This is a genomic window from Bradyrhizobium sp. 6(2017) (assembly GCF_011058295.2).
GTDB lineage: Bacteria > Pseudomonadota > Alphaproteobacteria > Rhizobiales > Xanthobacteraceae > Bradyrhizobium > Bradyrhizobium septentrionale.
This window is the reverse complement of sequence record NZ_CP049289.2, coordinates 262,318-287,614: the sequence shown is the minus strand read 5'-3', so window position 1 is coordinate 287,614 and position 25,297 is coordinate 262,318. Positions and strand designations below refer to the sequence as shown.

26 protein-coding genes, 1 tRNA gene and 1 pseudogene are annotated in these 25,297 nt (G+C 64.6%); 16 read left to right on the top strand and 12 right to left on the bottom strand.

From position 1 onward, the window contains the following. Positions 1 to 409 precede the first annotated feature (409 nt). From G6P99_RS01360 to G6P99_RS01350, 3 genes are all read right to left on the bottom strand, one after another. Positions 410 to 1,069 (bottom strand): DUF2865 domain-containing protein, encoded by a 660-nt coding sequence (locus G6P99_RS01360; protein WP_245284667.1) that lies wholly within the window; start codon positions 1,067 to 1,069, stop codon positions 410 to 412. Positions 1,070 to 1,294: 225 nt separating this feature from the next. Further along, positions 1,295 to 1,369: transfer RNA gene (locus tag G6P99_RS01355), tRNA-Gly, on the bottom strand. Positions 1,370 to 1,478: 109 nt separating this feature from the next. Continuing rightward, positions 1,479 to 1,721 (bottom strand): hypothetical protein, encoded by a 243-nt coding sequence (locus G6P99_RS01350; protein ID WP_029080926.1) that lies wholly within the window; start codon positions 1,719 to 1,721, stop codon positions 1,479 to 1,481. A 364-nt stretch (positions 1,722 to 2,085) separates the two neighbouring features. Here G6P99_RS01350 and trxA point away from each other — a divergent pair, with 364 nt between their 5' ends. Both trxA and G6P99_RS01340 read left to right on the top strand, forming a co-directional pair. Beyond that, entirely contained in the window at positions 2,086 to 3,006 is a 921-nt protein-coding gene (trxA, locus tag G6P99_RS01345) for a thioredoxin (protein ID WP_029080927.1), read from the top strand. A 30-nt stretch (positions 3,007 to 3,036) separates the two neighbouring features. Continuing rightward, the gene (locus G6P99_RS01340; protein ID WP_029080928.1) at positions 3,037 to 3,711 is read left to right on the top strand and encodes an LON peptidase substrate-binding domain-containing protein; all 675 of its coding nucleotides are present in this window, start codon (positions 3,037 to 3,039) and stop codon (positions 3,709 to 3,711) included. Positions 3,712 to 3,818: 107 nt separating this feature from the next. Here the strand turns inward: G6P99_RS01340 and G6P99_RS01335 are convergent, their stop codons facing one another. The 5 genes from G6P99_RS01335 to G6P99_RS01315 all read right to left on the bottom strand — a co-directional run bounded on the left by G6P99_RS01335 (position 3,819) and on the right by G6P99_RS01315 (position 8,481). Next, positions 3,819 to 4,373 carry a cytochrome b/b6 domain-containing protein gene (locus tag G6P99_RS01335; protein WP_029080929.1) on the bottom strand — a complete coding sequence of 185 codons (555 nt, stop codon included), beginning with the start codon at positions 4,371 to 4,373 and terminating at the stop codon, positions 3,819 to 3,821. A gap of 10 nt (positions 4,374 to 4,383) precedes the next feature. Continuing rightward, positions 4,384 to 4,614 carry a PepSY domain-containing protein gene (locus G6P99_RS01330; protein WP_414645612.1) on the bottom strand — a complete coding sequence of 77 codons (231 nt, stop codon included), beginning with the start codon at positions 4,612 to 4,614 and terminating at the stop codon, positions 4,384 to 4,386. Positions 4,615 to 4,888: 274 nt separating this feature from the next. Then, complete coding sequence (locus tag G6P99_RS01325) at positions 4,889 to 7,423, bottom strand: bifunctional diguanylate cyclase/phosphodiesterase (RefSeq protein ID WP_165127031.1); 2,535 nt, start codon at positions 7,421 to 7,423, stop codon at positions 4,889 to 4,891. Positions 7,424 to 7,584: 161 nt separating this feature from the next. Beyond that, positions 7,585 to 8,007 (bottom strand): PaaI family thioesterase, encoded by a 423-nt coding sequence (locus tag G6P99_RS01320; protein WP_205751469.1) that lies wholly within the window; start codon positions 8,005 to 8,007, stop codon positions 7,585 to 7,587. Positions 8,008 to 8,130: 123 nt separating this feature from the next. Next, entirely contained in the window at positions 8,131 to 8,481 is a 351-nt protein-coding gene (locus G6P99_RS01315) for a hypothetical protein (RefSeq protein ID WP_029080933.1), read from the bottom strand. 93 nt (positions 8,482 to 8,574) lie between these two features. On the opposite strand from G6P99_RS01315, the gene G6P99_RS01310 reads away from it, so the two are divergent. The 3 genes from G6P99_RS01310 (at position 8,575) to G6P99_RS01300 (ending at position 10,393) form a co-directional block, all read left to right on the top strand. Then, the gene (locus G6P99_RS01310; RefSeq protein WP_029080934.1) at positions 8,575 to 9,111 is read left to right on the top strand and encodes a TetR/AcrR family transcriptional regulator; all 537 of its coding nucleotides are present in this window, start codon (positions 8,575 to 8,577) and stop codon (positions 9,109 to 9,111) included. Positions 9,112 to 9,217: 106 nt separating this feature from the next. Beyond that, positions 9,218 to 9,415 carry a Trm112 family protein gene (locus G6P99_RS01305; RefSeq protein WP_029080935.1) on the top strand — a complete coding sequence of 66 codons (198 nt, stop codon included), beginning with the start codon at positions 9,218 to 9,220 and terminating at the stop codon, positions 9,413 to 9,415. Positions 9,416 to 9,478: 63 nt separating this feature from the next. Then, entirely contained in the window at positions 9,479 to 10,393 is a 915-nt protein-coding gene (locus G6P99_RS01300; RefSeq protein WP_029080936.1) for an alpha/beta hydrolase family protein, read from the top strand. Positions 10,394 to 10,405: 12 nt separating this feature from the next. On the opposite strand, the gene G6P99_RS01295 is transcribed toward G6P99_RS01300, so the two are convergent. Further along, positions 10,406 to 11,626 (bottom strand): ubiquinone biosynthesis hydroxylase, encoded by a 1,221-nt coding sequence (locus tag G6P99_RS01295; protein ID WP_029080937.1) that lies wholly within the window; start codon positions 11,624 to 11,626, stop codon positions 10,406 to 10,408. Positions 11,627 to 11,817: 191 nt separating this feature from the next. Here G6P99_RS01295 and tesB point away from each other — a divergent pair, with 191 nt between their 5' ends. Continuing rightward, positions 11,818 to 12,678, top strand: coding sequence for an acyl-CoA thioesterase II (gene tesB, locus G6P99_RS01290; RefSeq protein ID WP_029080938.1), 861 nt, complete (start codon positions 11,818 to 11,820; stop codon positions 12,676 to 12,678). A 30-nt stretch (positions 12,679 to 12,708) separates the two neighbouring features. On the opposite strand, the gene G6P99_RS01285 is transcribed toward tesB, so the two are convergent. Both G6P99_RS01285 and G6P99_RS01280 read right to left on the bottom strand, forming a co-directional pair. Beyond that, positions 12,709 to 13,269 carry a GYF domain-containing protein gene (locus G6P99_RS01285; RefSeq protein ID WP_029080939.1) on the bottom strand — a complete coding sequence of 187 codons (561 nt, stop codon included), beginning with the start codon at positions 13,267 to 13,269 and terminating at the stop codon, positions 12,709 to 12,711. Positions 13,270 to 13,395: 126 nt separating this feature from the next. Then, positions 13,396 to 14,286, bottom strand: coding sequence for a DUF4339 domain-containing protein (locus G6P99_RS01280; RefSeq protein WP_029080940.1), 891 nt, complete (start codon positions 14,284 to 14,286; stop codon positions 13,396 to 13,398). Between the two features lie 329 nt (positions 14,287 to 14,615). On the opposite strand from G6P99_RS01280, the gene G6P99_RS01275 reads away from it, so the two are divergent. The 8 genes and pseudogenes from G6P99_RS01275 to G6P99_RS01240 all read left to right on the top strand — a co-directional run bounded on the left by G6P99_RS01275 (position 14,616) and on the right by G6P99_RS01240 (position 20,507). Next, complete coding sequence (locus G6P99_RS01275) at positions 14,616 to 14,954, top strand: P-II family nitrogen regulator (protein WP_029080941.1); 339 nt, start codon at positions 14,616 to 14,618, stop codon at positions 14,952 to 14,954. A 98-nt stretch (positions 14,955 to 15,052) separates the two neighbouring features. After that, positions 15,053 to 16,375 (top strand): ammonium transporter, encoded by a 1,323-nt coding sequence (locus G6P99_RS01270; RefSeq protein WP_029080942.1) that lies wholly within the window; start codon positions 15,053 to 15,055, stop codon positions 16,373 to 16,375. Between the two features lie 66 nt (positions 16,376 to 16,441). Next, positions 16,442 to 16,756: an ArsR/SmtB family transcription factor gene (locus G6P99_RS01265; protein WP_029080943.1), complete on the top strand. Its 315-nt coding sequence runs from the start codon at positions 16,442 to 16,444 to the stop codon at positions 16,754 to 16,756. After that, positions 16,753 to 17,109, top strand: coding sequence for an SRPBCC family protein (locus tag G6P99_RS01260; protein WP_029080944.1), 357 nt, complete (start codon positions 16,753 to 16,755; stop codon positions 17,107 to 17,109). Before G6P99_RS01265 ends, G6P99_RS01260 begins: the two co-directional genes overlap by 4 nt. A gap of 38 nt (positions 17,110 to 17,147) precedes the next feature. Further along, positions 17,148 to 17,749: pseudogene (locus G6P99_RS01255) on the top strand (ATP-dependent Clp protease proteolytic subunit). Between the two features lie 316 nt (positions 17,750 to 18,065). Continuing rightward, complete coding sequence (locus G6P99_RS01250; RefSeq protein ID WP_029080945.1) at positions 18,066 to 18,404, top strand: P-II family nitrogen regulator; 339 nt, start codon at positions 18,066 to 18,068, stop codon at positions 18,402 to 18,404. A 39-nt stretch (positions 18,405 to 18,443) separates the two neighbouring features. Then, positions 18,444 to 19,892 carry an ammonium transporter gene (locus G6P99_RS01245; RefSeq protein WP_029080946.1) on the top strand — a complete coding sequence of 483 codons (1,449 nt, stop codon included), beginning with the start codon at positions 18,444 to 18,446 and terminating at the stop codon, positions 19,890 to 19,892. A gap of 210 nt (positions 19,893 to 20,102) precedes the next feature. After that, positions 20,103 to 20,507 carry a GFA family protein gene (locus G6P99_RS01240; protein WP_029080947.1) on the top strand — a complete coding sequence of 135 codons (405 nt, stop codon included), beginning with the start codon at positions 20,103 to 20,105 and terminating at the stop codon, positions 20,505 to 20,507. A gap of 331 nt (positions 20,508 to 20,838) precedes the next feature. Here G6P99_RS01240 and G6P99_RS01235 read toward each other — a convergent pair whose 3' ends face one another. Beyond that, entirely contained in the window at positions 20,839 to 21,312 is a 474-nt protein-coding gene (locus G6P99_RS01235) for an NUDIX hydrolase (RefSeq protein ID WP_029080948.1), read from the bottom strand. Between the two features lie 180 nt (positions 21,313 to 21,492). Here G6P99_RS01235 and G6P99_RS01230 point away from each other — a divergent pair, with 180 nt between their 5' ends. Together G6P99_RS01230 and G6P99_RS01225 are read left to right on the top strand one after the other, a co-directional pair. Then, complete coding sequence (locus G6P99_RS01230) at positions 21,493 to 22,719, top strand: aminotransferase class I/II-fold pyridoxal phosphate-dependent enzyme (RefSeq protein ID WP_029080949.1); 1,227 nt, start codon at positions 21,493 to 21,495, stop codon at positions 22,717 to 22,719. A gap of 16 nt (positions 22,720 to 22,735) precedes the next feature. Next, the gene (locus tag G6P99_RS01225) at positions 22,736 to 25,210 is read left to right on the top strand and encodes a DNA translocase FtsK (RefSeq protein ID WP_029080950.1); all 2,475 of its coding nucleotides are present in this window, start codon (positions 22,736 to 22,738) and stop codon (positions 25,208 to 25,210) included. The last annotated feature ends 87 nt before the right edge of the window (positions 25,211 to 25,297 follow it).

Genomic DNA, 25,297 nt, shown 5'->3' with positions numbered 1-25,297 from the left:
GAAATCAGCAGACGAAATCGGCGTGCGAAATCGGCGAGATCAGCCGAAACGAACCGCTCGAGAGCAAAAAAATGCGAAAGCCATACAGCAGCGGAAAAGCTGCCGGGCTCAGTCAGTGCGTCGAGCTGATCAGGTGACGGAAATCCAATCGGGGCCGTTCAGGCGGATTGGAGCGGCAAGGAAATGCGAAATGTCCCACCCCTTATGCAATGATTAGAAAAATACTAAAATAATCTGGAAGCAATCTAAGCGAGGGATTTTGGGCAAGTCAACAGCCGCTGTCGTTTCTAAAGATGTCAAAGCTGTTGATTGCAACAATTCCTTGGGAACGTGCGAACGAAAGCCGACTGTCCTGCAGCCGTTCTGCACTGCACGCAATATTCAAACGACGCCAACGCTCGCGACCGTTCTATCGCGACGAGATCCGCGCCAGGCCGAGCGCCTGCGCGTTCGCTTTCGACAACGGCCTGAACAGCACGCTGCGCTTCTGCCCGCTGGAGATCGCCGCGATCTTGAAGCCGTCATCGGCGGCGATGATGTCGCCGGTGCGAAGCGTCAAATCGTTCTCGATCGCAATCGGCGAGAGGCCAAGCGTTGCGCCGGTGCGGCATGAGCATTGCGGCACGATCTCGCGCTGAAATCGAAATGCGTTTGCGAGCGTCTTGTAGGTCTCGCCCTGCTCGGTCATGGCGCTGTCGATGTCGGAGCCGGAATACAGCTTCACCTCGGCGGCGGGACAGGCCGCCTCGCATGCCCCGACATTGGCCGCCTCGCTCACGCGCGGCAGCGGGAAGAAGCGGCCGTCGCAGGTCCTGACGCAGAAGTTCTGCCGGCCGCCGCCTGATCGCGTCGTGATGTACACCCGCGGCCGCCGGCGTTCTTCGGCGGGCTCAAATTCCGGCGCGGCAGCAAAGCTGGACGCCGCGGTATACGCCGAGTCGCTCGGCAATTGCTGTGCCGAAACCGGCGACGATGCCCAATTGCCGACGAGCGCGACCAGCACTGCCACGCTTGCGCGTGCCAGGCGGCGGTTGAAGACGGGATCTGGCGTCCGGCTGATCGACATCATGCACTTGCTTGCCGCATCGGAAGGCGAGCGGCAGCCATTTCAACGCCGACACAACCACAGATTTCTATCAGTTTTGAGAATGCATCGTTTGACGGTTAATGACGGGCCCGCCGGAGCGGCGCGATGTCGGCGCAAAACCTCGCGCGCCGGCACCGCCTGACAAGCAAAAAGCCCGCTGTGACGGGCGGGCTTCATCAGGCTGTCAGCTCGGTCAGCGAGAAAGTTTGGAGCGGGCGAAGGGGCTCGAACCCTCGACCCCGACCTTGGCAAGGTCGTGCTCTACCACTGAGCTACACCCGCATCCGAACTGGCGGCGATCGCTCGCCGACAACGGCAGACCTATGCCAAATGCTGTCTGTGAATGCAACACAAGAGCGCAGTCCGGACCTCACGAAATCGCACGGTTTCCTTAAAAATTGAGCTCGAATCGGCCGAAAACCCGGCCGGCGCGATAAATTCTTCGCGTATTGGCGGGAACCGGTCTCAGACCGCCGTCCTGTCGCGGAGAAATTCGAGCCAGCTCTCGAACCAGCCGGCCAGCGTCCGGGCCAGCGCGGCGGTCGGCGTCGCAATCGAACACCGCCGACCATTCGATAAAGGCGCGATCGCCGTCGACCGTATCGCCGGACTTGCCCTGCTCGATCTCGCTCACCCCCTCGCCGTGGGCCCAGACCGGGTAATTGTTGAAATCGCGGATGATTTTCCAGACCTCGCCGGCCGGCTACTCGAACACGGTGCTGTAATAGGCCTTTGCCATGGGCGCCCCCCGTTGCCCTGAAGGGTTGCCATGATCGGCCTGGCCGGAGCGCGAACCCACCCGATCTCCGATGGAACAGGACGGACGCCAAGCGATTGAATTTTGCTGGCCGACCGCCATTTATGGGCATGATCTTCGGAAAACCGGTTCCCACTTTTCCGGGATCATGCTCTAGCCTGACAGAACGGCTGAACGTGCCGTGCGGAGCGTGCTAGAACGCCCCCGGATTTCCGACCTCAGAAGACCAGGTGAGGACAACGTGACGATAATGGAGCAGGGCGGCCCCACGCCCCAGGCAGCGCCCGATTTGATCAAGGAGACGACGACCCAGACCTTTGTCAAGGACGTCATCGAGGAGTCGCGCCGCCAGCCGGTTATGATCGACTTCTGGGCGCCCTGGTGCGGTCCCTGCCGTCAGCTCACGCCGATGCTGGAAAAGGCGGTCCGCAACGCCAAGGGCCGGGTCAAGCTGGTCAAGATGAACATCGATGAGCATCCGCAGATCCCCGGCCAGATGGGCATCCAGTCGATCCCGGCCGTGATCGCTTTCGTTAACGGCCAGCCCGCCGATGGCTTCATGGGCGCGGTGCCGGAGAGCCAGGTCAACGCCTTCATCGACAAGATCACCAAGGGCGTGCCCGCCGCCGGCGAGCCGAATCTCGCGGAGATTCTGGCCGAGGCCGACGCCGTGCTCGCCGAGGGCGACGCCGAAGCGGCGGCGCAGATCTATGCCGAGGTGCTGGCGCATGACGCCACCAACATCGCGGCGCTGGCCGGCCTCGCCAAATGCTACATGACGACCGGCGCGGTCGAGCAGGCCAAGCAGACGCTGGCGATGGTGCCGGAATCCAAGCGCAACGATGCCGCGGTGAAGGCGGTGCAGGCGGCGATCGATCTCGCCGAGCAGGCGCAGTCGGTCGGACCGATCGCGGAGCTGGAACAGAAAGTCGCCGCAAACCCGCTCGATCATCAGGCTCGATTCGATCTCGCGACCGCGCTCAATGCGGCGGGCAAGCGCTCCGAGGCGACCGAGCAACTGCTCGCGATCGTCAAGCGTGACCGCAAGTGGAACGACGACGGCGCGCGCAAGCAGCTGGTGCAGTTCTTCGAGGCGTGGGGCGGCACCGATGAGGCAACCGTCGAGGGGCGCAAGCGGTTGTCGACGATCCTGTTCTCGTAACGCACGCCCGTCACAGCAGCGGGACCGCAGATGCCGATCAATGCCGAATATCGCGGGCCCGGCGAGCTCCCGGAGATCATCCCGGTGTTCCCGCTGCCTGGCGCGCTGCTTTTGCCGCGCGGCCAGATGCCGCTCAACATCTTCGAGCCGCGCTACCTCGCGATGATCGACGACGCGCTGCGCGACGGCCACCGCCTGATCGGCATGATCCAGCCCGACGTGGCGCATTCGCACAAAGAGGCGAGGCCGGTGCTGTTCCGGATCGGCTGCGTCGGCCGCATCACCCAGCTCGCCGAATCCGGCGACGGCCGCTACATCCTCGAACTGACCGGCGTCGCGCGCTTCAAGGTGGTCGAGGAGCTGTCCGTGCAGACGCCGTACCGGCAGTGCAAGGTCGACTTCTTCTCCTTCACCGGCGACTTCACCGCGCGCAAGGGCGAGGACGCCGTCGACCGCAAGGCGCTGCTCGAGGTGCTCGCCGATTTCCTCGAAGCCAACAATCTGAAGGTCGACTGGGAGGGCATCGAGTCCGCGCCCAACGAGGCGCTGGTCAACGCGCTGGCGATGATGTCGCCCTATGGCCCGGCCGAGAAGCAGGCCATGCTGGAGGCGCCCGACCTGAAGACCCGCGCCGAAATCCTGATCGCCGTCACCGAGATGGATCTCGCCAAGAAGCGCACCAGCGGCGATCCGCCGGTGCAATAGAGCACGATCCGGAAAAGTGCGAAGCGGTTTTCCCTCGCGGCAAGCGCGCCGCGCTTGCGCGGAGATCATGCTCAAACAACGAGCCTTGGTCCCGGCAGCCTTCCACGTCAGCGATTGCGAAGCTGCTTGCGTCCGGTGAACATCGCGCGCACCAGGTTCTGACGCTGCAGCAGCCCCACCACGATGACGCCGAGCACGTGCAGGGCGACCAGGATGAGGACGGCATCGGAGGCATAGGCGTGGGTGTCCTCGACCCACCAGACGCCGAAGAAGGTGACGGTGACCTCCATCGCGCCCGTGATCGCCGAGACCGCGAGCAGGAGCAGCAGCGTCACCAGCATCACGGTGCCCGCGGGATTGAGCCCGATATAGCGCCCGGTGATGCCGCGGCGGAGATTCCAGATGTAGCGCGGCGCGGCGCGCAGCCGGACGCCAAGCCTGCCGAAGCGCGCGTAGCGGGTGCCGGCAAAGCCCCAGATCAGCCGGAACGCCAGTAGTCCGATCACGGCATAGCCCGCCAGCCGGTGAAGCCGGTCATAGGCGCTGGGCGTCACCCATGCGACGAGGACGAGGATGGCGAGCGCCCAGTGCCAGAGCCGCAGCGGCAGGTCCCAGACCTGCACGCTGGTCGCGCTGCGCGCACCGGACGCCGCCTCGATCATCGCGCCTGCTTCACTTCGCGATCGTGTGCTTCAGGCTGAGATCCTCCGGGCTGTAGAACAGCTCGTAGAGCTTGCCTTCCTTGACGCCGTATACCTCGTAGCAGGAGCCCTCGACCTTCGAGCGCCGCACCTCGTAGCCGGCAGCCTTGGCCTTGGCTTCGGCATCGCTTGCCGGCTTCCACGACGCCTTGTCGAGCTTGGTGCAATTCTTGTAGCCGTCGGCGAGTGCCGCCGATCCCATCAGCCCCAGAACACAAGCTGCGAGCACCGCACTCAAAATCACTTTCACGCGCATCTCCCCTCCGTTTTCGATCATGCCCGCAACGCCCTCGCGCGGAGCACATGCGTGAACAAAACTGAGGTGATTGCCAAGTCAAGCAAGCGCGTTTGCGGGCTGGCTTTAGAGGTATTCTAACGGTCGCGAAAACCGCTTTGGTCTCCACGCGCAATCCGGTTTTGATCGCCTGCTGCGGCCTTACGCCTCACGGACCCGGTTCGCTGCCGCGGTCCGGCAGTCAGGAGGCGGCGCCCGCCATTGCCAATCGAACTGCCGGGCGTTGCGCGGATGCCATGATCCGCCCACCGATCATTTGCGCGACCTTCTCGCTTTGCACTGGCGGGCTGAAGTGGAAGCCCTGCACTTCCACGCAGGCGTCCGCGCGGAGGATGTCGAACTGCTCCCTGGTCTCGACGCCTTCGGCCGTCGTGGTCTTGCCGAGGCTGACGGCAAATCGAACGATCGCGCGCGCGATCCTGCGCGACTCGTCGGTTGCGCCGGCGAGTTCGGACACGAAGCTGCGGTCGATCTTGACCTTGTCGAACGGAAACTTCTGCAGAAAGCTCAGCGACGAGTAACCGGTGCCGAAATCATCGAGCGCAATCCGCACCCCGAGATCGTGCAGCTGGCTGAGTGCCGCGAACACCGCCTCGCTGTCCTGGATGATCGCCGTTTCGGTGACTTCGAGCTCGAGCCTGTCAGGCGAAACTCCCGCGTTCGCCAGCGCGCGCACGATCACCGGAACGAGGTCCGGGCTCCTGAACTGCACCGGCGACAGATTGATCGCGATCTTGAGATCTTCGGGCCATTTGGCGGCCTCGGCGCAAGCGGCCCGCAGCACCCATTCGCCGAGCGGCACGATCAGGCCGGTCTCTTCCGCCAGCGGAATGAACTGCATCGGGGATATCATGCCGCGCTGCGGGTGATGCCACCGCAACAGCGCTTCGAAGCCGCAGGTCTCCCCGCTCGCGACATTGATGAACGGCTGATAGTGCAACTCGAACTCGCCGTTGACGAGCGCGCTGCGCATGTCGCGCTCGAGGCTGCGCCGTGCCTGCAACAGCCGATCGAGCTCCGGCTCGAAGAAGCGGAATGAGCCGCGGCCGCCACTCTTGGCCGAGTAGAGCGCAAGATCGGCGCTGCGCAGGACCTCGTCGGAATCGGTACCGTCGCGCGGTGCGATTGCAATGCCGATGCTGGTCGTGGTGGTGACCCGATGATCGCCGAGATCGATCGGCTCGCTGAGCGCCTTTCTGATCTTCTCGGCGAGCAAGCCCGCTTCCGCGACCGGATCGGTGACGTAGTCGATCACTGCGAACTCGTCGCCGCCGAGCCGCGCGATCAGTGTGGTTTCGCTGACGCATCTGTGCAGCCGCGCGGCCACCGATTTGAGCAGCGCGTCGCCCGCCGGATGCCCGAGCGTGTCGTTGACGTCCTTGAAGCGGTCGAGATCGAGCATCAGCACCGCGAGGCTCGGTCCGCCGCACCGGGCGCCGGAGAGCGCCTGTTCCATCCATTCCTTGAGCAGCACGCGATTCGGCAGATCGGTCAATGCGTCGTGCTGCGCCATGTGGGTGATCTTGGCCTCGGAGCGCCGTTGCTCGGTGACGTCGCGATGCGTCGCCACCCAGCCGCCGCCGGTCATCGGCTGCCGCGTCACGCAGATCAGCCGGCCGTCGGCAAGCTCGTCGACCCGGCTGCTGATCTCGCCCGCCGGCAGGGCATTCAATGTCGCGAGCACCTGCGTCGCGGCGCTGTCGCTGGTCTCGCCCTTGAGGATGCCGTTGGCGATCCGATGCGTGATGATCTCGCGATGCGCCGTGCCGGGCAGCAGCAGTTCCGGCGGCAGCCGGTACATCTTGGCGTAACGGTCATTGCAGACGACGAGGCGTTTCTCCGCATCGAACATGCAGAGACCTTCGCCCATGTGGTTGATCGCCGTATCCAGCCGGAACCTGTGTTCCTCCAGCTCCTTCTGCGACGCCTCGACCTGCTGCCGCGCCAGCGAAAGCTGGCTGATGATCTCCTCGAAGCGGCGGGTGCGCAGCGCCAGGCGGCGATCCGCGAGCACGCCGACCAGGCTCATCCCGAGCACCGAAAGCGCCACGCCCGCGATCACGATGGAGAGGAAAGCGGGAGAGAGCGACAGCCCGGCGGGGGCCTGCAGCGGATCCGGAACGATCTCGACCGCGCCCATCGCGGTGAAATGATGCGACACGATCGCAAGCGTCAGCAACAGCGCCGCAGCGAGCGACATCCAGCGGTCCTGATGGCGGACCGCGATCGCCAGCGCGGCATAGCCGAACAGCATGCCGAGCACGACGGAGGCCGCCACGAGGTCGAGCGACCAGACCACATGGCCCGGCACTTCGAGCGCCCACATTCCCAGATAGTGCATGCTGGCGATGCCGGCGCCGATCACCGCGCCGCCGACCGGCGCACGCCACCGGCTGGGGTCGCTGGCGGCAAGGCCAAGGCCGCACGACGTCAGCATCATCGCCGCAGCGAGTGACAGTGCGGTCAGGACGATACCGTAGCCGGTCGGCACGCCCGGCTCGTAGGCGAGCATCGCGATGAAATGCGTTGCCCAGATGCCATAGCCGATCGCAGCACCTGCGATCGCAATCCAGATCAGGCGCGTCCTCGCCTGCGTGGCGATTGCACGATGGAAGATGTTGACCGCAACGATGCTGGCAACGAAACAGACCAGTCCGGCGAGCAGGACGAGCCCCCAGTCATGCTCACCTGAAAGACACGTAAGAACACGAAACATGCATCGGTCCATGGTTGTCCGCGCAGACACGCTAGGCCGATTGAATGTCTATCTCGATAATTTTTCTCAACTTTCGGTAGCATGGTTATCCGCGCGTAAGCCGATTCCCCACCGAAATTGATAGCTCCATCAATTTCGCACCCATACGGCAACCGGACACCTCAACCGTCCAGCGGAACCAACACGGTTTCACCGGTTGCGACCAGCGACATCTCGCCCAGCTCGTTCTCCGCAAGCAGTTCCGCGCGCGCAAAGACCTGCCTGCGTCCCGCGCGTAGCGTGGTGCCCTTGGCGATGAAGCGGCGGCCCACGGCAGGTTTGAGACAATTCATCGAGAAATGCGATGCGGTGACGGAACCCGCGATCGACGCCGCGGCAAAGCCGCAGGCGGTGTCAAGCAGGGCCGCGATCATGCCTGCGTGCAGATGTCCGGCATATTGGGTGAGATCGTCGCGCCAGGACATGCGCAGTTCCACCGCGCCGGCACCGGCGGAGACCACTTCGAAACCGGCCAGCCGGTTGAAGGCCGCCGATGCATTGGTCGCAATGAGACGTTCGAGATCGAATCCCGGACCAGTGGTCACGCAAAGCTCCATTGCGCTCGCTAGAGCATTTTCGGTTCTGATTGAATCAGAACCGAAGCTCTAGCTTTTTGTTTTGACGCGTTTTCTTCACGCGAACCGGGGTCCACTTCGCTCGAAAACGCTCTAATAGCCGGCGGCCGCGAGCGCGACGACCGCGCTCATCGCCATCCAGCCGAAATGCCGGCCGCGCGTCGCCAGCGCATTTGCCAGCGCGGCGAAGCCGAACACGACGGCGAGCGTCGCCACGATCCAGTGCCGCGCGGCATCCGACGCCATCGTAGGCGCTACGACCAGCAGCACGCCGCCGCCGATCCAGGCCACAGTGCCGGCCTGATAGACCAGGCGGAGCAGGAAGCGCAGCCGCGGCGGCTCGATCGTGGCGCGCGCGAACACCTTGGTCTCGCCGAGCACGCCATGGATCAGGCTGACCACAATGGCGACGACGCCGGCACCCTGAAGCAAGAGATCACGCATCGGATGTCTCCATACAGAACTGTATGGATATGACACCGGCCGCTGGCGCCTGTCAATACAGTTGTGTATGGTCGACGGGGCGGACGGGGAACCATGACGGAACAGCTTTCAGCCAAGGACTGGCTCGATCAGGGCCTGAAGACATTGGCAAGGACCGGCTTCACGGCGCTGAAGGCCGAGCCGCTGGCCAAGGTCATGGGCGTCTCGCGCGGCAGCTTCTACTGGCATTTCGCCGACATCGCCGCCTACCGCAGCGCGATCCTCAACCATTGGCGTGAGGTCGCCGCCGAGCAGGTGATCGCCGAGTTGGAGACCATCCCGAAAGGCGACGAGGCGCTGGCGCTGTTGCTGCGCCGCGCCTTCTCGGCGCGGCTGGCGCTGGAACGCGCGGTCCGCAGCTGGGCCACCGTCGATGGCGAAGCGCGCGCCGCCGTGCTGGAGGTCGACCAGCGCCGGATCGGCTACATCGAAACCCTGCTCCGGCAGGCCGGCTTCCCCGACGACGTGGCGCGCGGCCGCGCGCAGATCTTCTACTGGGCATTCATCGGCTATGCGCTGTCCGAGCAGGCGCTGCCGAAGGCGCGGCAGCAGGCCGCGATCGACGAGCTGTTGCGCATGGCCAAGCGCTGACAGCCGGTATTTGCCTGTGCTACACGATGGCTAGTTTATTCTGACGCGTTTTCTTCACGCGAACCGGTGCCCACTTCGCTCGAAAACGCTCCAGTCGGAGACCGCAATGAATTCCACGACCGACCATCTCGACAGCACCGCCGACCCGAAGCTGCTCGAAATCCTGGTGTGCCCGATCACCAAGGGGCCGCTGGAATTCGACGCCGCGCGGCAGGAACTGATCTCGCGGTCCGCAAAACTCGCCTATCCGATCCGCGACGGCATCCCGATCATGCTGCCGGAAGAGGCGCGCAAGATCGACTAGAGCATGATCCGGAAAAGTGTGAAGCGGTTTTCCGAAAAGATCATGCTCCGATAAGAGGACCAAATGCGCATCCTCGTCACATGGCTGCTGCTGCTCGTCTCGCTGGCGAGCGCCGCAGCTGACGAGAGCAGGCTGCGCATCGGCCCCATTGACGCGGTGCTGACGGTCCCGCCTGACATCGCAAAGCCGCCGGTGGCGTTATTGATCGCCGGCTCCGGCTCGACTGATCACGACGGCAACGGGCCGCAGCTCAAGCCGGCAACGCTGAAAAAACTCTCCGAGCAGCTGGTCGCGCGCGGCATCGCGACACTGCGCTACGACAAGCGTGGCGCCAGCGAGTGGAAGAAGGAATTCGGTCGTCCCGAGGACTTTCGCTTCAAGGACTTCGTCGGCGACGCGGCGGCGCTGATCGACTATCTGCGCGGCAGCGGCCGATTCTCTCGTGTTGCGGTGGTCGGGCACAGCGAAGGCGGCATGGTCGCGATCCTCGCCGCACAGCGCGGGCCGGTCGACCGGCTGGTGCTGCTGGCAACGGCGGCGCGCAAGCAGGGCGACCTGTTGAAGGCGCAGCTCGAGAAGCGGCTGCCGCCGGACAAATTCGCGCCGATCGGAAAGGCCATCGATGACATCATGGCCGGGCGGATCGTCGACCCGCCGCCGGCGGGGCTTGCGATCGCGCCCGCGATGCAGCCCGCGATCGCATCCGGCTTCACCGAGGATCCGATCGATCCGATGCGAAAGATCACCGGGCCGACACTGATCATCGCCGGCGGCCGCGATCATCAGCTGGCGCGGCTCGACTTCCTCGCGCTCACCACCGCCGACGTCGCGGCCAAATCATTGTGGCTGCCGGATATGAATCACGTGCTGGTCGACGTCACCGACGCGACCGACGATGTGGCGAGCTACAATCAGCCGGAGCGGCCGCTCGACCCCGACCTGATCGACGCGGTGGCGGGATTCATTTCACAGAAATGATTGCCTCAGGCGCTACAGCGCCTCGCCCTTCAACAGCCGCGGCACCTCGCCGGACAGCCCCGCCGCCTGACGGATGAACATCTCCTTCAACGGCGGCGCACGGTCGACGAGGCCCAATCCGATGTCGCGGACGGTGCGCAGCAGGGTCGATTCGTTGGAGAACAGGAAGTTCAGCGAATTGGTGGCGACGCCCATCGCCATCGTGTCGAAGCGCCGCCAGCGCTGATAGCGCTCGAGCACGTCGGCCTGTCCGAGATCGATGCCGAGCCGCGCCGCATCGACCACGACCTCGGCCAGCGCCGCGACGTCCTTCAGGCCCATGTTGAGCCCCTGCCCCGCGATCGGGTGGATCACATGCGCGGCGTCGCCGATCAGCGCCAGCCGTTCGCCGATGAAGGAACGCGCGACGAAATAGCCGAGCGGGAACGCACGCGGCTTGTCGAGCGCCTTGATCTCGCCGAGATGCAGGCCGAAGCGCTGCTCGAGCTCGGCGTGGAATTCCTCGTCGTTCAACGCAATGATCCGCGCGGCGTCCTTGCGGGTCTCGGTCCACACCAGCGACGAGCGATTGCCGGTCAGCGGCAGGATCGCGAACGGGCCGGCGGGCAGGAAATGCTCCTCGGCGCGGCCGTGATGCGCGCGCTCATGCCCGACGGTGACGACGATGCCGGATTGATCATAGTCCCAGCCATGGGTCGCAATCCCGGCGCGCTCACGCAGCTTCGACCGCGCGCCGTCGGCTGCAACCAGCAGGCTCGCATCGATCACGGTGCCATCGGCCAGTGTCACGGTGACGCCATCGGGCCGTGATTCGAACGACGACACCGCGGTGGCACGCAGCTCGACGCCCTCGGCCTCGGCGCGGGTCGCCAGCGCATCGATCAGATAGCGGTTCTCGACCATATGGGCGAACGGCTCGCCGGGCTCGACATTGCCGGCAAAGGTCAAGAACACCGGACGCGTCGCATCCTCCAGCTTGGAGTCGGTCACGACCATGTCCGTGATCGGCTGCGCGGTGGGCGCGACCTGCCCCCAGACGCCAAGGGTCTCGAACAGCCGCCGGCAGGCCGCCACGATCGCGGTCGCGCGCGGATCGCGGCTCGGGCGCTGGCTGAGCGCCGGATCGGCCACAACGACCGGGATGTCCGGCCCAAGTCCCTGGCGCAACGCCACGGCCAGCGCCAACCCAGCAAATGCGCCCCCGCAGATGACAATACTACGTTGTGCCGGCATGCCGTTCCTTTACGCGCGCTGCGCTCTCAGACTGTGCTTGCTACCTGATAATAGCTGGGCGAAACAGGGGGCAGAAACAAGCCCGACGGTCATTCCGGGGCTCGCGAAGCGAGAACCCGGAATCTCGGGATTCCGGGTTCGATGCTGGCGCATCGCCCCGGAATGACGCCGAGACGACAACGAAAGCCCCCATGTCCAAGAGCCTGATCGACCTATTGTCCATCCTCGATCTCGAGCAGCTCGAGGTGAATTTGTTCCGCGGCAACAGCCCGAAGACGAGCTGGCAGCGCGTGTTCGGCGGCCAGGTGATCGGCCAGGCGATGGTGGCGGCCTGCCGCACCGTTGAGGGGCGCCTGCCGCATTCGATCCATTGCTATTTCATCCTGCCCGGCGATCCGCAGATCCCGATCATCTACCAGGTCGAGCGGCTGCGCGACGGCAAGAGCTACACCACGCGCCGCGTCACCGCGATCCAGCACGGCAACGCGATCTTCTCCATCATGGTGTCGTTCCATGCCGACGAGGAGAGCAACTTCAATCATCAGGAGAAGATGCCCGACGTGCCGCCGCCGGAGAAGCTGACCGCGGAGGAAGTCTCGAAGCAGCCGATGTTCAAGGAGATGCCGGAGTTCATCCGCCGCTACTACGAGAGCGACCGGCCGATCGAGCTGCGCCCGGTCGAGCTCGGCCGCTATTTCGGCCAGCAGATCGACGACGGCCGCATCCATGTCTGGATCCGCACCGCGGCGAAACTGCCCGACGATCCGGCGCTGCATCTATGCGCGCTGGCCTATGCGTCGGATTTCTCGCTGCTTGATGCCGTGATGGCGCGCTACGGCCGCACGCTGTTCGACCGGCGCATGATGCCGGCAAGCCTCGACCACGCGATGTGGTTTCACCGCCCGTTCCGCGCCGACGAATGGCTGCTCTACGCGCAGGATTCGCCGAGCGCGCAGTCAGGCCGCGGCCTGACCCGCGGCTTGATCTTCAAGCCCGACGGCACGCTGGTGGCGTCCGTCGCGCAAGAGGGCTCGGTGCGCGAACGCAAATAGAGATTGCGCCACGCCGCCTCGTCCGCGCGATCAATCGTGCCCGGTGTCGCGCGGCACAAATGCGATTCGAAAGTCGCTGTATTTCTTTTCGAACGCCATCCGCAGGCAGACAATCGACCAGACCACGCCAACGACGGCGCCGGCCAGGCTGCTCATGGTTTTTGTCAGGGATGGCGGCGCACCGAACAGCCTCAACCCAAAGCCGATGAAGAATCCGAGCACAAAGCCGATCACGACTGATCCGAGAAACGACCGCCAAAGAAACAGCCAGTAGAACTTCAGCAATCTCCCGAGGGTGATGTCCAGTTCCTGGATTTTCCCCGTTCCCAGGGTTTGGCCGAGCGGGGCGTCGCCATTGCCGAATGATGGATCCAGCCGGGCCGCGCCTTGACCGAAGGCCTTCGTTGGCTGTGGCGCGTTGTTCAGGAGGCCGGGGACGTCACCGGCTTTGGTCCAGCTCGACATCCCTTCGCTCCAGACCAGCGTATCCGCGCTCACCTTTCGCCTGGCGAAGAGGTTGCGGAGTTCGGCGTCCGAACACGGGCCCTTTTGCTGGCCTTCGGATGCATAAAACCAGGATCGGTTCGACATTTCGTTTCCTCGAGGCGGCGCACCAGCGGAAACAGGCCAGCGGGACCGTTGGCGGGGGTGAGAAAGTCGGCATTTCGCGAGCGCCCCTCTCCCCGCAAGGACGAAGAGAGGGAGCGCCCTGCGAGCTTACGTGTTGGCGTAGGCGCCGCGCTCGGTCAGCGCGAATTGCGAGATGATCCAGTTCGCGTACCAGCGCAGCACCCACGGAATCGGGATCAGGAAGCTGCAGCCGACCGCGAACACGATGGTTCGCCACAGCACCTCGAGCCCGGTCGCATTGAAGGTGACCTCGCGGCGGGTGCCTTCGATGTTGCGGCAGATCCAGCGCATCCAGGCGGTCATCACCCAGGCCCAGCCGATGATGGTGATGGCCGAGATCACCATCAGCACATACCAGCCAACATAGACGGCCGGGCTGCCCTTGAAAGAGATCGGCAGCTCCTGGCCGTTCGAGCTGAGACGGCCTGTGATCCAGCGGACGATCATCCAGCTCAGGAAGCCCTGCACCGCCAGGGAAAGCAGCGAAACGATCGTGCTGTTGGCCGCGCTGGAGTAGGTCAGCAAGCCGAGGATGATAAAGACGTACCAAATATCGAGCGGCTGCCCGGTGAAGCCGAGATTCGGCCGGCCCGGCACGCGGATGTGGGGAATGGACCAGCGATACAGGGCGGTCGCGGTCCACGGCGCGGGGATCACGAAAATCTGGCCGATGAACATCAGGAGGCTGCGTCCGAACAGGCCCCAGATCGGGAAGTCGGCCGACAGCGCGCCTCCGCTGTAGCTTCCGGATGCCACCACCGGCGGCGGTCCGGCCTGCGGAAACGCCGGCGGCGCGCCCGCCACGCTCGGAACCAGGCCCGGGATCTCTCCGGCCTTCTGCCAGCCGGCCATGCCCTCGGTCCACACCAGGGTATCGGCCCCCACCATGCCACGGGTGATCAGGTCGCGGAGCTGAGCTTCAGGCAAAGGGCCCTTCTGCTGGCCTTCGGATGCATAAAACCAGTTTCGGTTCGACATTTTCTGTTTCCTCGGGGCGCGAGTGCACGCGCTGTGGCGAGAACGGGCCAGCAAGGACCGCTGGCCGGGGCGGGAAAGCCACATTGTGGCCGAGCGTTTCCATTCCGTACAGTGACGGCGCTCACCCGCTGCGCATGTTTTCCGCTTCAACCTGCAACTTTTTTATGCCATTTGCCCAGAAAGCTGCCAGATTTGGCGGACGCGAAATGCCGGCCCGGGATGGCAATTTGCCGCTCCGGGCGGCGGCACGTGCAAGCCCACGGGTACGGCACGCGCCGGCTCGGGGACGGGCGCGCACGGAAAACCTCAAGGGAATGAAGGCCTGAGCCATGAAACTCGTCGTCGCGATCATCAAACCGTTCAAGCTCGATGAGGTACGCCAGGCGCTGACCGCGATCGGCGTGCATGGCATGACGGTGACCGAGGTGAAGGGCTATGGCCGCCAGAAGGGCCATACCGAGATCTATCGCGGCGCCGAATATGTCGTGAATTTCCTGCCAAAGCTCCGGATCGAGATCGCCGTCGATACCGAGCTCGCCGAAAAGGCGGTCAGCGTCATCACCCAGAACGCCCGCACCGGCCAGATCGGCGACGGCAAGATCTTCGTGACGCCGATCGACCACGCTCTGCGCATCCGCACCGGCGAGACCGACAACGACGCGCTCTGAAGCTCAATCGAGATCGCCGCCGGCAACGATGCCGGCGCGCGCCAAATCCACACGCCAATAAATCACGTCAAGAAACCACGACACGCCGGGGAATGATGATGGGGGCACGAGCTCTTCGTGCAGCGATATCCGCTGCGCCGATCAATGCTGCAATCCTGTTCGCATGGGCCACGCCGGCCTTCGCGCAGGATCCCGGCGCCAACGCCTCCGGCATCAACCGCGCCGACACCGCCTGGATGATCGTCGCCACCGCGCTGGTGCTGATGATGACGATCCCGGGGCTTGCGCTGTTCTATTCCGGCATGGTGCGCAAGAAGAACGTGCTGGCGACGATGGCGCAGAGCCTCACGGCCGTTGCGATCGTCTCGATCCTCTGGGTCACCTTCGGCTATTCGCTGAGCTTCGTCGGCGACGGTCCATGGCTCGGCTCGCTCGACCGCTGGTTTATGGCCGGCATCACCATCGACAGCGTCAATCCGGCGGCGAAGACCATCCCCGAAGCGCTGTTCATGCTGTACCAGATGACGTTTGCGATCATCACCGTGGCGCTGGTCGCAGGCTCGGTCGCCGACCGCATGCGGTTCTCCGCCTATGTGCTGTTCTCGATCGGCTGGTTCGTCTTCGCCTATGTGCCGCTGGCGCATTGGGTGTGGGGCGGCGGCGTCCTCGCGCAGATCGGCGTGCTGGATTTTGCCGGCGGCCTCGTCGTGCATCTGTCCGCTGGAATCAGCGGCCTGGTCGCGGCCAAGGTGATGGGCAAGCGGCACGGCTATGGCAGCGATAATCTGTCGCCGTTCGATCTCTCGCTCGCTGTGATGGGCACCGGCCTGCTCTGGGTCGGCTGGTTCGGCTTCAATGGCGGCTCGGCACTCGCCGCCAATTCGCGCGCGGTGATGGCGATCACCGCCACCCACCTTGCGGCCTGTGCGGGCGCGCTGACCTGGGGCGCGATCGAATGGGCGACGCGTCGCAAGCCCTCGGTGCTCGGCATGATCTCGGGTGCGGTCGCAGGGCTCGGCACCATCACCCCGGCATCCGGTTTCGTCGCGCCGTGGCACGGCATCATCATCGGCATCATCGCCGGCCTGGTCTGCTTCTGGGCCTGCACCTGGCTGAAGCATCGCTTCCAGTATGACGATTCGCTCGACGTGTTCGGCGTCCACGGCATCGGTGGCCTGACCGGCACCCTACTCGCCGGCGTTTTCGCAGCGTCGGCGATCGGCGGCACGGCCGGCCTGCTCGAGGGCAATCCGAACCAGCTCCTGATCCAGCTCTACGGAGTCGTCGCCACGCTGGTCTGGTGCGGCGGCGTCACCTTCGTGCTGCTCAAACTGGTCAGCGCCTTCGTCCCCTTGCGGGTCTCGATGCAGCAGGAGCTCGAGGGCCTCGACATCTCGCAGCACGGCGAGGCGCTGCAGTAGGCGTCCGGCGCCCGGTTCAGCCAGTTCAGGCTTGCACGACACATAAGTATGTGCTTATGTGTTGTCATGGTCGACACCGATATCTTCAAGGCGCTGGCCGATCCGACCCGCCGCAAGGTCTTCGAGAAGCTGGCAGGCGGCAGTCTGAATGCCAGCGCCTTGCGCGACGGACTTCAGATCAGCCAGCCGGCGATGTCGCAGCACCTGGCGGTGCTGCGCGCGGCGGGGTTGGTGCGTGAACAGCGGCAGGGCCGCTTCGTGAATTATGAAGTCGACCCGGACGGGATCGCCAGCATCGGGACCTGGCTTGCCCGCTACCGCGCCTATTGGCCGAAGCGCATCGAAGCGCTCTCCGACCTGTTGAAGGACATGGATCAATGAGCGACACAGCTGAGCCTGAGCACGCCGACGCCGCCCTTGTCCTCGAATACCAACTCGATGCGCCGCCCGAAAAGGTATGGCGCGCGGTAACCATTCCAGCGCTGCGCGAACGCTGGCTGCCCGATTGCGATCTGTCAGGAGCCGAACCCGAATCGTCGGTGGCAGGTGAAGAAGTGCGCTATCGCCTGCGCGATTCCAGGCCGCCGTTTCGCGAAAGCCATGTCACCTTCCGGATCGAGCCGAACGAGGCCGGCGGCACCCGGTTTCGCATCATTCAGGAAGCCTGCGACGTCAGCGATAGGCGGCCGCGCGCAGCCAACAGCAACGGCCGCTGCCTGATGCGCGCGGCCTGATCACAAGCTTCATCATCTACTGACATGGGAGGTCGCCGATGCGCGACATGATGCAACTCGTCCCTATGGTCGTCGAGCAGTCGGCGCGCGGCGAACGGTCCTTCGACATCTATTCCAGGCTCCTGCGCGAACGCATCATCTTCCTCAACGGCGAGGTCAATGATGCGATGTCCGGACTGGTCTGCGCCCAGCTTCTGTTCCTCGAGGCCGACAACCCGAACAAGCCGATCAACCTCTACATCAACTCGTATGGCGGTGTGGTCACCAGCGGCCTTGCGATGTACGACACCATGCAGTTCATCAAGGCGCCGGTGCACACGCTGTGCATGGGCACCGCGCGTTCCATGGGATCGTTCCTGCTGATGTCCGGCGAACCCGGTCACCGCGCGGCGCTGCCGAACGCCAGCCTCCACGTCCATCAGCCGCTCGCGGCTTCCAGGGTCAGGCGTCCGACATCCTGATCCATGCCACCGAGATGCAGGCGACCAAGCGGCGCATCATCCGGCTTTATGCGCAGCATTGCGGGCGCTCCGAGGCCGATGTGGAACGAACGCTGGACCGCGATCACTTCATGTCGGCGGAGCAGGCGCTCGAATGGGGGCTGATCGACAAGGTCTTTGCAGCGCGGGACGCCGCCTAATGGCCCGGCAATACCTTATTTAAATACCTAACCCTGCCCCGCCGCTGGGCAGAATTGTGTCCAGACCCTGACCTGCTTCCGAATTAGACAGACCTGATTATATTTTAGGCGCGACGGAATAGCGCAGGGGCACATTCCCCCGGCAAAGCGGGAAAAGGTCCTGATTCATAATCCATTAGCGAACCCCCGCCGTTTGGCACGGCATTTGATTCTAAGGGTCCTGGCTGTGCCCGCGTAGTGAATGTCCTCCGCGTGGTGAACCTCAGTCGAAACTCCCGGCGTTCGTTCGCGCCGGGCCCAAGCGGGGATAGGACTCATGAAAATTGTTATGGCGATCATTAAGCCATTCAAGCTGGAAGAGGTCCGTGACGCCCTGACCGCCATTGGCGTTCACGGTCTCACGGTGACGGAAGTCAAAGGCTACGGCCGCCAGAAGGGGCACACGGAAATATATCGGGGCGCCGAATATGCCGTGAGCTTCCTGCCCAAGATCAAGATCGAGGTCGCAGTCGCCTCCGATCAGGTCGACAAGACCATCGACGCCATCACCTCCGCCGCCAAGACCGGACAGATCGGTGACGGCAAGATCTTCGTCATCAGCCTCGAGCACGCCGTGCGCATCCGCACCGGCGAGGCCGATGCCGCGGCCCTCTGATTTCGCGCTCAAACCTTAAGACCTCAGGAGTGAAATAACATGACGTTCAAGCGTCCCTATGGCGCGGGACTGGCGGCCCTCGCAGTCGGCCTCTTCGCCGCGACCGCCGCCTACGCCGAGCCAACCGTCAACAAGGGCGACAACGCCTGGATGCTGACCTCGACGGTGCTCGTGCTGTTGATGACCATCCCCGGCCTCGCGCTGTTCTATGGCGGTCTGGTCCGCTCCAAGAACATGCTCTCGGTGCTGGCCCAGGTGTTCTACACCGTCTGCATCGTCACCGTGCTCTGGGCCCTCTACGGCTACAGCCTCGCCTTCACCGGCGGATCCGACTTCATCGGCGGCTTCTCCAAGGCCTTCCTGATGGGCGTCACTCCGGACTCCAAGGCTGCGACCTTCTCGGTCGACGCCAACATCTCGGAGCTGGTCTACGTTTGCTTCCAGATGACCTTCGCGGCGATCACGCCGGCCCTCATCGTCGGCGCCTTTGCCGAGCGCATGAAGTTCGCGGCGATCGCGTTGTTCATCCCGATCTGGGTCACCGTGATCTACTTCCCGATCGCGCACATGGTCTGGTACTGGGCTGGCCCGGACGCGATCCAGGATGCCGCCAAGGCGCTCGCCGCTGCGGCTGACGGTGCGGCCAAGACCGCGGCGCAGGCCAAGCTCGACGCGGTCAACGCCGATGCCGGCTGGATCTTCAAGAAGGGTGCGATCGACTTCGCGGGCGGAACCGTCGTGCACATCAACGCCGGCATCGCCGGTCTCGTCGGCGCGCTGCTGATCGGCAAGCGCACCGGCTACGGCAAGGAGCTGATGGCTCCGCACTCGCTGACCATGACCATGATCGGCGCCTCGCTGCTCTGGGTCGGCTGGTTCGGCTTCAACGCCGGTTCGAACCTCGAAGCCAATGGTGGTGCTGCGCTCGCCATGACCAACTCCTTCGTGGCGACTGCCGCGGCGGCGCTGGCCTGGATGTTCGCGGAATGGATCATCAAGGGCCATCCCTCGCTGCTCGGCGCGCTCTCGGGCGCGGTCGCGGGCCTCGTCGCGGTGACCCCGGCGGCCGGTTACGCCGGTCCGATGGGTGCCATCGTGCTCGGCCTCGTGGTCGGCGTGGTCTGCCTGTTCTTCTGCACGGTCGTGAAGAACGCGCTCGGCTATGACGACTCGCTCGATGTGTTCGGCGTCCACTGCGTCGGCGGCATCATCGGCGCGCTCGGCACCGGCATCCTGGTCAACCCGGCGCTCGGCGGTGCAGGGATCATCGACTACACCGCGATCCCGCCGAAGGTTGCCGATTACGACTTCGCGGCGCAGATGATCTCCCAGGTTTGGGGCGTCTCCACCACGCTGGTGTGGTCGGGCATCGGCTCGGCGGTCCTCTACAAGATCGTCGACGTGATCGTCGGCCTGCGCGCCAACGTCGAGACCGAGCGTGAAGGCCTCGACATCACCGAGCACACGGAGCGCGCCTACAACATGTGAGTTCTCCCGGGGCGCGACCTCCCCAAGCGGTCGTTCCCAGAACTACGGTTCGGGCACATACCCGGCAATGTCCGGACCGTTGAGGGGCTCCAGCGCAAGTTGGAGCCCCTTTCTTTTTACGTCCATTGAGAAAATAATGTCGGAATTGCCTGCCATTGTGGAAAGACAGGCTACGGACAACAAAACAGACAACAAAGACCGGAGGACGTCATGAAGGTGCAAGGCAGGTGTTATTGCGGCAACGTGCGCTATGAGGCCGAGGGCGAACCGATGATGGCGGCGCAATGCCTGTGCCGCGAATGCCAGTACATCACCGGTGGCGGACCGAACATGTTCTTGGCGATGCCGACCACCGGCTTCAAATACACCGCCAGCGAGCCCAAGCAGTTTACCCGCAAGGACCTCGAGCGCGCCGTGACGCGCGAGTTCTGTCCCGAATGCGGCACGCATCTCGTGACCAAGGTGCCCGGACTGCCCGCCACGATCCTGAAGGTCGGCACCTTCGACGACCCCAGTGTGTTCACGCCGCAGATGACGATCTACACCTGCGACAAGCAGACCTTCCACCATGTGCCCGACGGCAAGCCGTCATTCGAGAAGCTGCCGGCGCGCTAAGGCGCGCGCTGTGCCGATGTTCCTGCGGTCGTCATGGCCGGGCTTGACCCGGCCATCCATCCCGCTTCCCAAGACTCTTGCCTAATTGATGGATGCCCGGTCAAGCCCGGGCATGACGAGCGCCCGCAGCTAACCTCCCTTTGAAAAGGGGAGGTCGCTTTGCTCGTCAGAGCAAAGCGGGTGGGGATCTGCTCTCTCCACCTACACGGTCGCCTGCGGCTGACCCCATCCCGACCTTCCCCCTTGCAGGGGGAAGGAGAGGACGGACCGTGACTCGCCGGCGCGAAGGACCGTGGATAGCTCGAAGCCGCGACAGTATCCGGCGGGCGTTTCAGTCGATCAGGACTTCTTCGGCCGGCAGCTCGCCGGGTGCTCCATCGCGCAGATATCTTTCAAGGATACCGGCGAGTGAAAGCGGTGTGAGCCGCTCACGCGCTTCGGACAGATCAGCGATCGGCCACCAGCGAAAGCAATCCAGCACTTTCGCCTCGACCTTGTCGGCCATCACAGGCGCGAATCTGTCAGCGTGAACAATCCGGTATTCTTCCTTCTGGGATATCCGACGGCCGCCCCAATTGAAGGTGTGGTGACGCCGCCAGACGGCGGGGCCTGGCGCGAATTCGGTCAGCCCCAATTCCTCGGCCAGTTCCCGCTTCAAGGTCGCTTCCGGCGTCTCGTCGCCCTCGATGCCGCCGCCCGGTGCGATCCAAAAACTGTCGCCGCCGTGCGGCGGGCGAATCCGCATCAGCAGGACCTCGCGTTCGCCCGTGATGATGAGGGCCCTGATGGCGCGGCGGTGAATCATGTCTCGGTGCAATTTCGGTGCGGTTCTGCGCGGCCAGCGCTGATATCACGCGCCGGCACATCGTGCCGCGGCGCCGATGGTTAATCGCGTCTTAACCTCGCCCTATCTATGGTGATTTGATCGGTTTACGGTCGGGTCCCCCTCACCCCCGACCGCAGTGAAAGTGCTGGCATTTCAACCATGGCAATGACCGCCTCATCCGGCCTGGCGCAGGGCGCCGGCGATGTCGCCTCCGCCGGCCAGGCCGAGCGTTCCCCGTTCTTGCGTACGACCGAGTTGCTGGCGCCGTATCAACCCGCCAAGCCCTTGATTACGCTGTCATTAGGCGAACCGCAGCACCCGGTGCCGGAATTCGTCGGGCCGGTGCTCGCCAAGCACACCGCCGAGTTCGGCCGCTACCCGATCGCCAAGGGCATCGAGCCGTTCCGCCGCGCAGTCGCGACCTGGCTGGGAAGCCGGTTCCAACTGGCGCGGCCGGTCGATCCGGAGAGCGAGGTGATGGTGCTGAACGGCAGCCGCGAGGGGCTGTTCTTCGCCGCAATCACTGCGTCGCGCTACGTCTCACAGCGCAAGGGCCGGCCGGCGATCCTGATGCCGAACCCGTTCTATCCGGCCTATGGCGCCGGCGCCCGCGCCGCCGACTGCGAGCAGATCTATCTGCCGACCACGCTCGCCAACGGTTTTCTGCCCGACCTCGATTCGATCGATGAGGCGACGCTGGCGCGCACCGTGGCGTTCTTCATCGCCTCGCCCGCCAATCCGCAAGGCTCGGTCGCCTCGCGCGCCTATTTCACGCGGCTGAAGCAGCTCGCCGATCGCCATGGCTTCATCATCCTGAGCGACGAGTGCTATTCGGAGATCTACACCCGCGAGGCGCCGGGCAGCATTCTGGAATGTGGCGGTCCCGACTTTACCAATGTCGTCGCGTTCCAGTCGCTGTCGAAGCGCTCGAACCTGCCGGGCATGCGCGTCGGCTTCGCCGCCGGCGATCGAAAGTTCCTGGCCGCGTTCCACGAGCTGCGCAATGTCGCCGCACCGCAGGTGCCGGTGCCGCTGCAGCATGTCGCGGTCGCCGCCTATAGCGACGAGGCGCATGTCGAAGAGAATCGCAGGCTCTATCGCATCAAGTTCGATTTCGCCGACCAGATCCTCGGCAACCGCTACGGGTACAAGCGTCCCGCCGGCGGCTTCTGCGTCTGGCTCGACGTCTCGGAACGCGGCGGCGACGAGGCCGCGGCGGTCAGGCTCTATCGCGACGCCGGCGTCCGCGTGATTCCCGGCAGTTATCTGGCGCGCGAACAGAACGACGGTTCCAATCCGGGCGCGGGCTATATCCGCCTTGCGCTGGTCTCCGACAGTGAATCGACGGCCGAGGCGATGCATCGCCTGGTCGAAACCCTGGGTTAATCGCGAAGCGCGAAGATTGAGTATGCCAGCGATCGAACGTGTCATCCCCCTGGTCGGCCATCTGCCGCTCTCGTTGCGCGAGGCGCTGGCGCGACGGCTGCGCGAACTGACCGGGCTCGGCCTGATCGCGCTGTCCGGCGCCATCACTGCCGCGCTGATGACCTGGTCGGTGCAGGATCCGTCGCTGAGCCACGCCACCTCGCGCGCGATCCGCAACGTGCTCGGCTATCCCGGCGCGATCGGCGCCGACCTCCTGATGCAGATCCTCGGGCTCGGCGCGATCATGCTGCTGCTGCCGGTGGCTGTCTGGGGCTGGCGGATGCTGACGCACCGTCCGTTCGACCGCGAGGCCTTGCGGCTCGGCTGCTGGATCCTGTGCACGGTGATCGCGGCCGGCTTTGCCAGCTGCTGGCCACACAACACTTCATGGCCGCTGCCGACAGGGCTCGGCGGCGTCGTCGGCGACGCGCTGCTGCGCGCACCCGCCGTGGTGTTCGGCCCGCCCGGCTTCATCTATCGCGTCGTGCTCGGCCTGGTGTTGTTCGTCGCGATGGCGGCGGCCTTCCTGTTCGCCTGCGGCTGGGGCGCCCAGGAGCAAGACGACGAGCTGACGCCGATCACCGATGACGACGAGCCGTTCGTCGAGGAGGAAGACAGCGACCGCAGCTCGGTCTCGCTGGGCTGGCTGTTTCACGCGGTGATGAGTACCAAGGCCCGGCTCGGCTGGTTGTTCACCACCGCCTACAGATCGCTGGTGTCGAGCGGAGCGCAGGGTCGCACGGCGGCGTTCGAGCGCCAGGAGCCCAATATCGGCGCCGGCCGCACCGCGCCGTCGATCGCGCCCGCCGCCGAAGACGACGATCATGACGAGGACGAAGCCTTCGACGACGAGGAAGAAGACGACGAGGAGGAAGCTCCCGCCGCCCGCGCCCCGCGCAAGAAGGCCGAGCCGAAGCCGAAGAAGAAGAATTCCGACAAGTTCGAGCTGCCGTCGGTCTCCGTGCTCAGTGCGCCGAAGGCGAGCGACCGCCAGCCACTGAGCAAGGCCGAGCTGGAAACCAATTCGCGTGCGCTCGAAGGCGTGCTGCAGGACTTCGGCGTGCGCGGCGAGATCGTCAAGGCCAATCCTGGCCCGGTCGTCACGCTGTACGAGCTCGAGCCCGCGCCTGGCATCAAGTCGTCGCGCGTGATCGGGCTGTCCGACGACATCGCGCGTTCGATGAGCGCGCTGTCGGCTCGCGTCGCCGTCGTCGCCGGCCGCAATGCGATCGGCATCGAGCTGCCGAACGCGCATCGCGAGAAGGTCTATCTGCGCGAACTGCTGGTCGCCAAGGAGAGCGTCGATTCGGTGGCAAAACTGCCGCTGTGCCTCGGCAAGACGATCGGCGGCGATCCCGTCATCATCGACCTTGCGCGCACACCGCACATGCTGATCGCCGGCACCACCGGCTCGGGCAAATCGGTCGCGATCAACACCATGATCCTCAGCCTGGTCTACCGGCTGCGCCCGGATCAGTGCCGCCTGATCATGGTCGACCCGAAGATGCTCGAACTCTCCGTCTATGACGGCATCCCGCATCTGTTGACGCCCGTCGTCACCGATCCGAAGAAGGCGGTGGTGGCGCTGAAATGGGCCGTGCGCGAGATGGAAGAGCGCTACAAGCGCATGGCCAAGCTCGGCGTGCGCAACATCGACGGCTACAACCAGCGTCTCGTCGAAGCCAAGGGCAAGGGCGAGGAGCTGACCCGCACCGTGCACACCGGCTTCGACAAGGAGAGCGGTAAGGCGATCTACGAGGAAGAGAAGCTCGACCTCGAGCCGCTGCCCTACATCGTCATCATCGTCGACGAAATGGCCGACCTGATGATGGTCGCCGGCAAGGACATCGAAGGCGCGGTGCAGCGCCTCGCGCAGATGGCGCGCGCCGCCGGGTTGCATGTGATCCTCGCCACGCAGCGTCCGTCGGTCGACGTCATTACCGGCACGATCAAGGCGAACTTCCCGACCCGCATCGCCTTCCAGGTGACGTCGAAGATCGACAGCCGCACCATCCTGGGCGAGATGGGCGCCGAGCAGCTGCTCGGCCAGGGCGACATGCTCTATATGGCAGGCGGCGGCCGCATCAGCCGCGTCCATGGCCCGTTCGCATCCGACGAGGAAGTCGAGAAGGTGGTGCGTCACCTCAAGACGCAAGGCCAACCCGAATACCTCGAAGCCGTTACCGCGGAAGAGCCGACCGACGAGGACGGCGCCGTGTTCGACGCCACCGGCATGGGTGGCGACGGCGGCGGCGATCTGTTCACGCAGGCGGTTGCGATCGTCAAGCGCGACCGCAAGGCGTCGACCTCCTACATCCAGCGCCGCCTGCAGATCGGCTATAACCGCGCCGCCTCGCTGATGGAGCGGATGGAACTTGAGGGCATTGTCGGCCCGGCGAATCACGCCGGAAAGCGCGAAATCCTGGTCGGGGAAGAAGAAGGCCAGTTCTGATCGGGGGCGATCATCACGGAAAAACCATATCTCCCTCGGAAGAGGCGGGATAAAATCCGACCAAGCGGGACGAGCGTCGAACAGAGA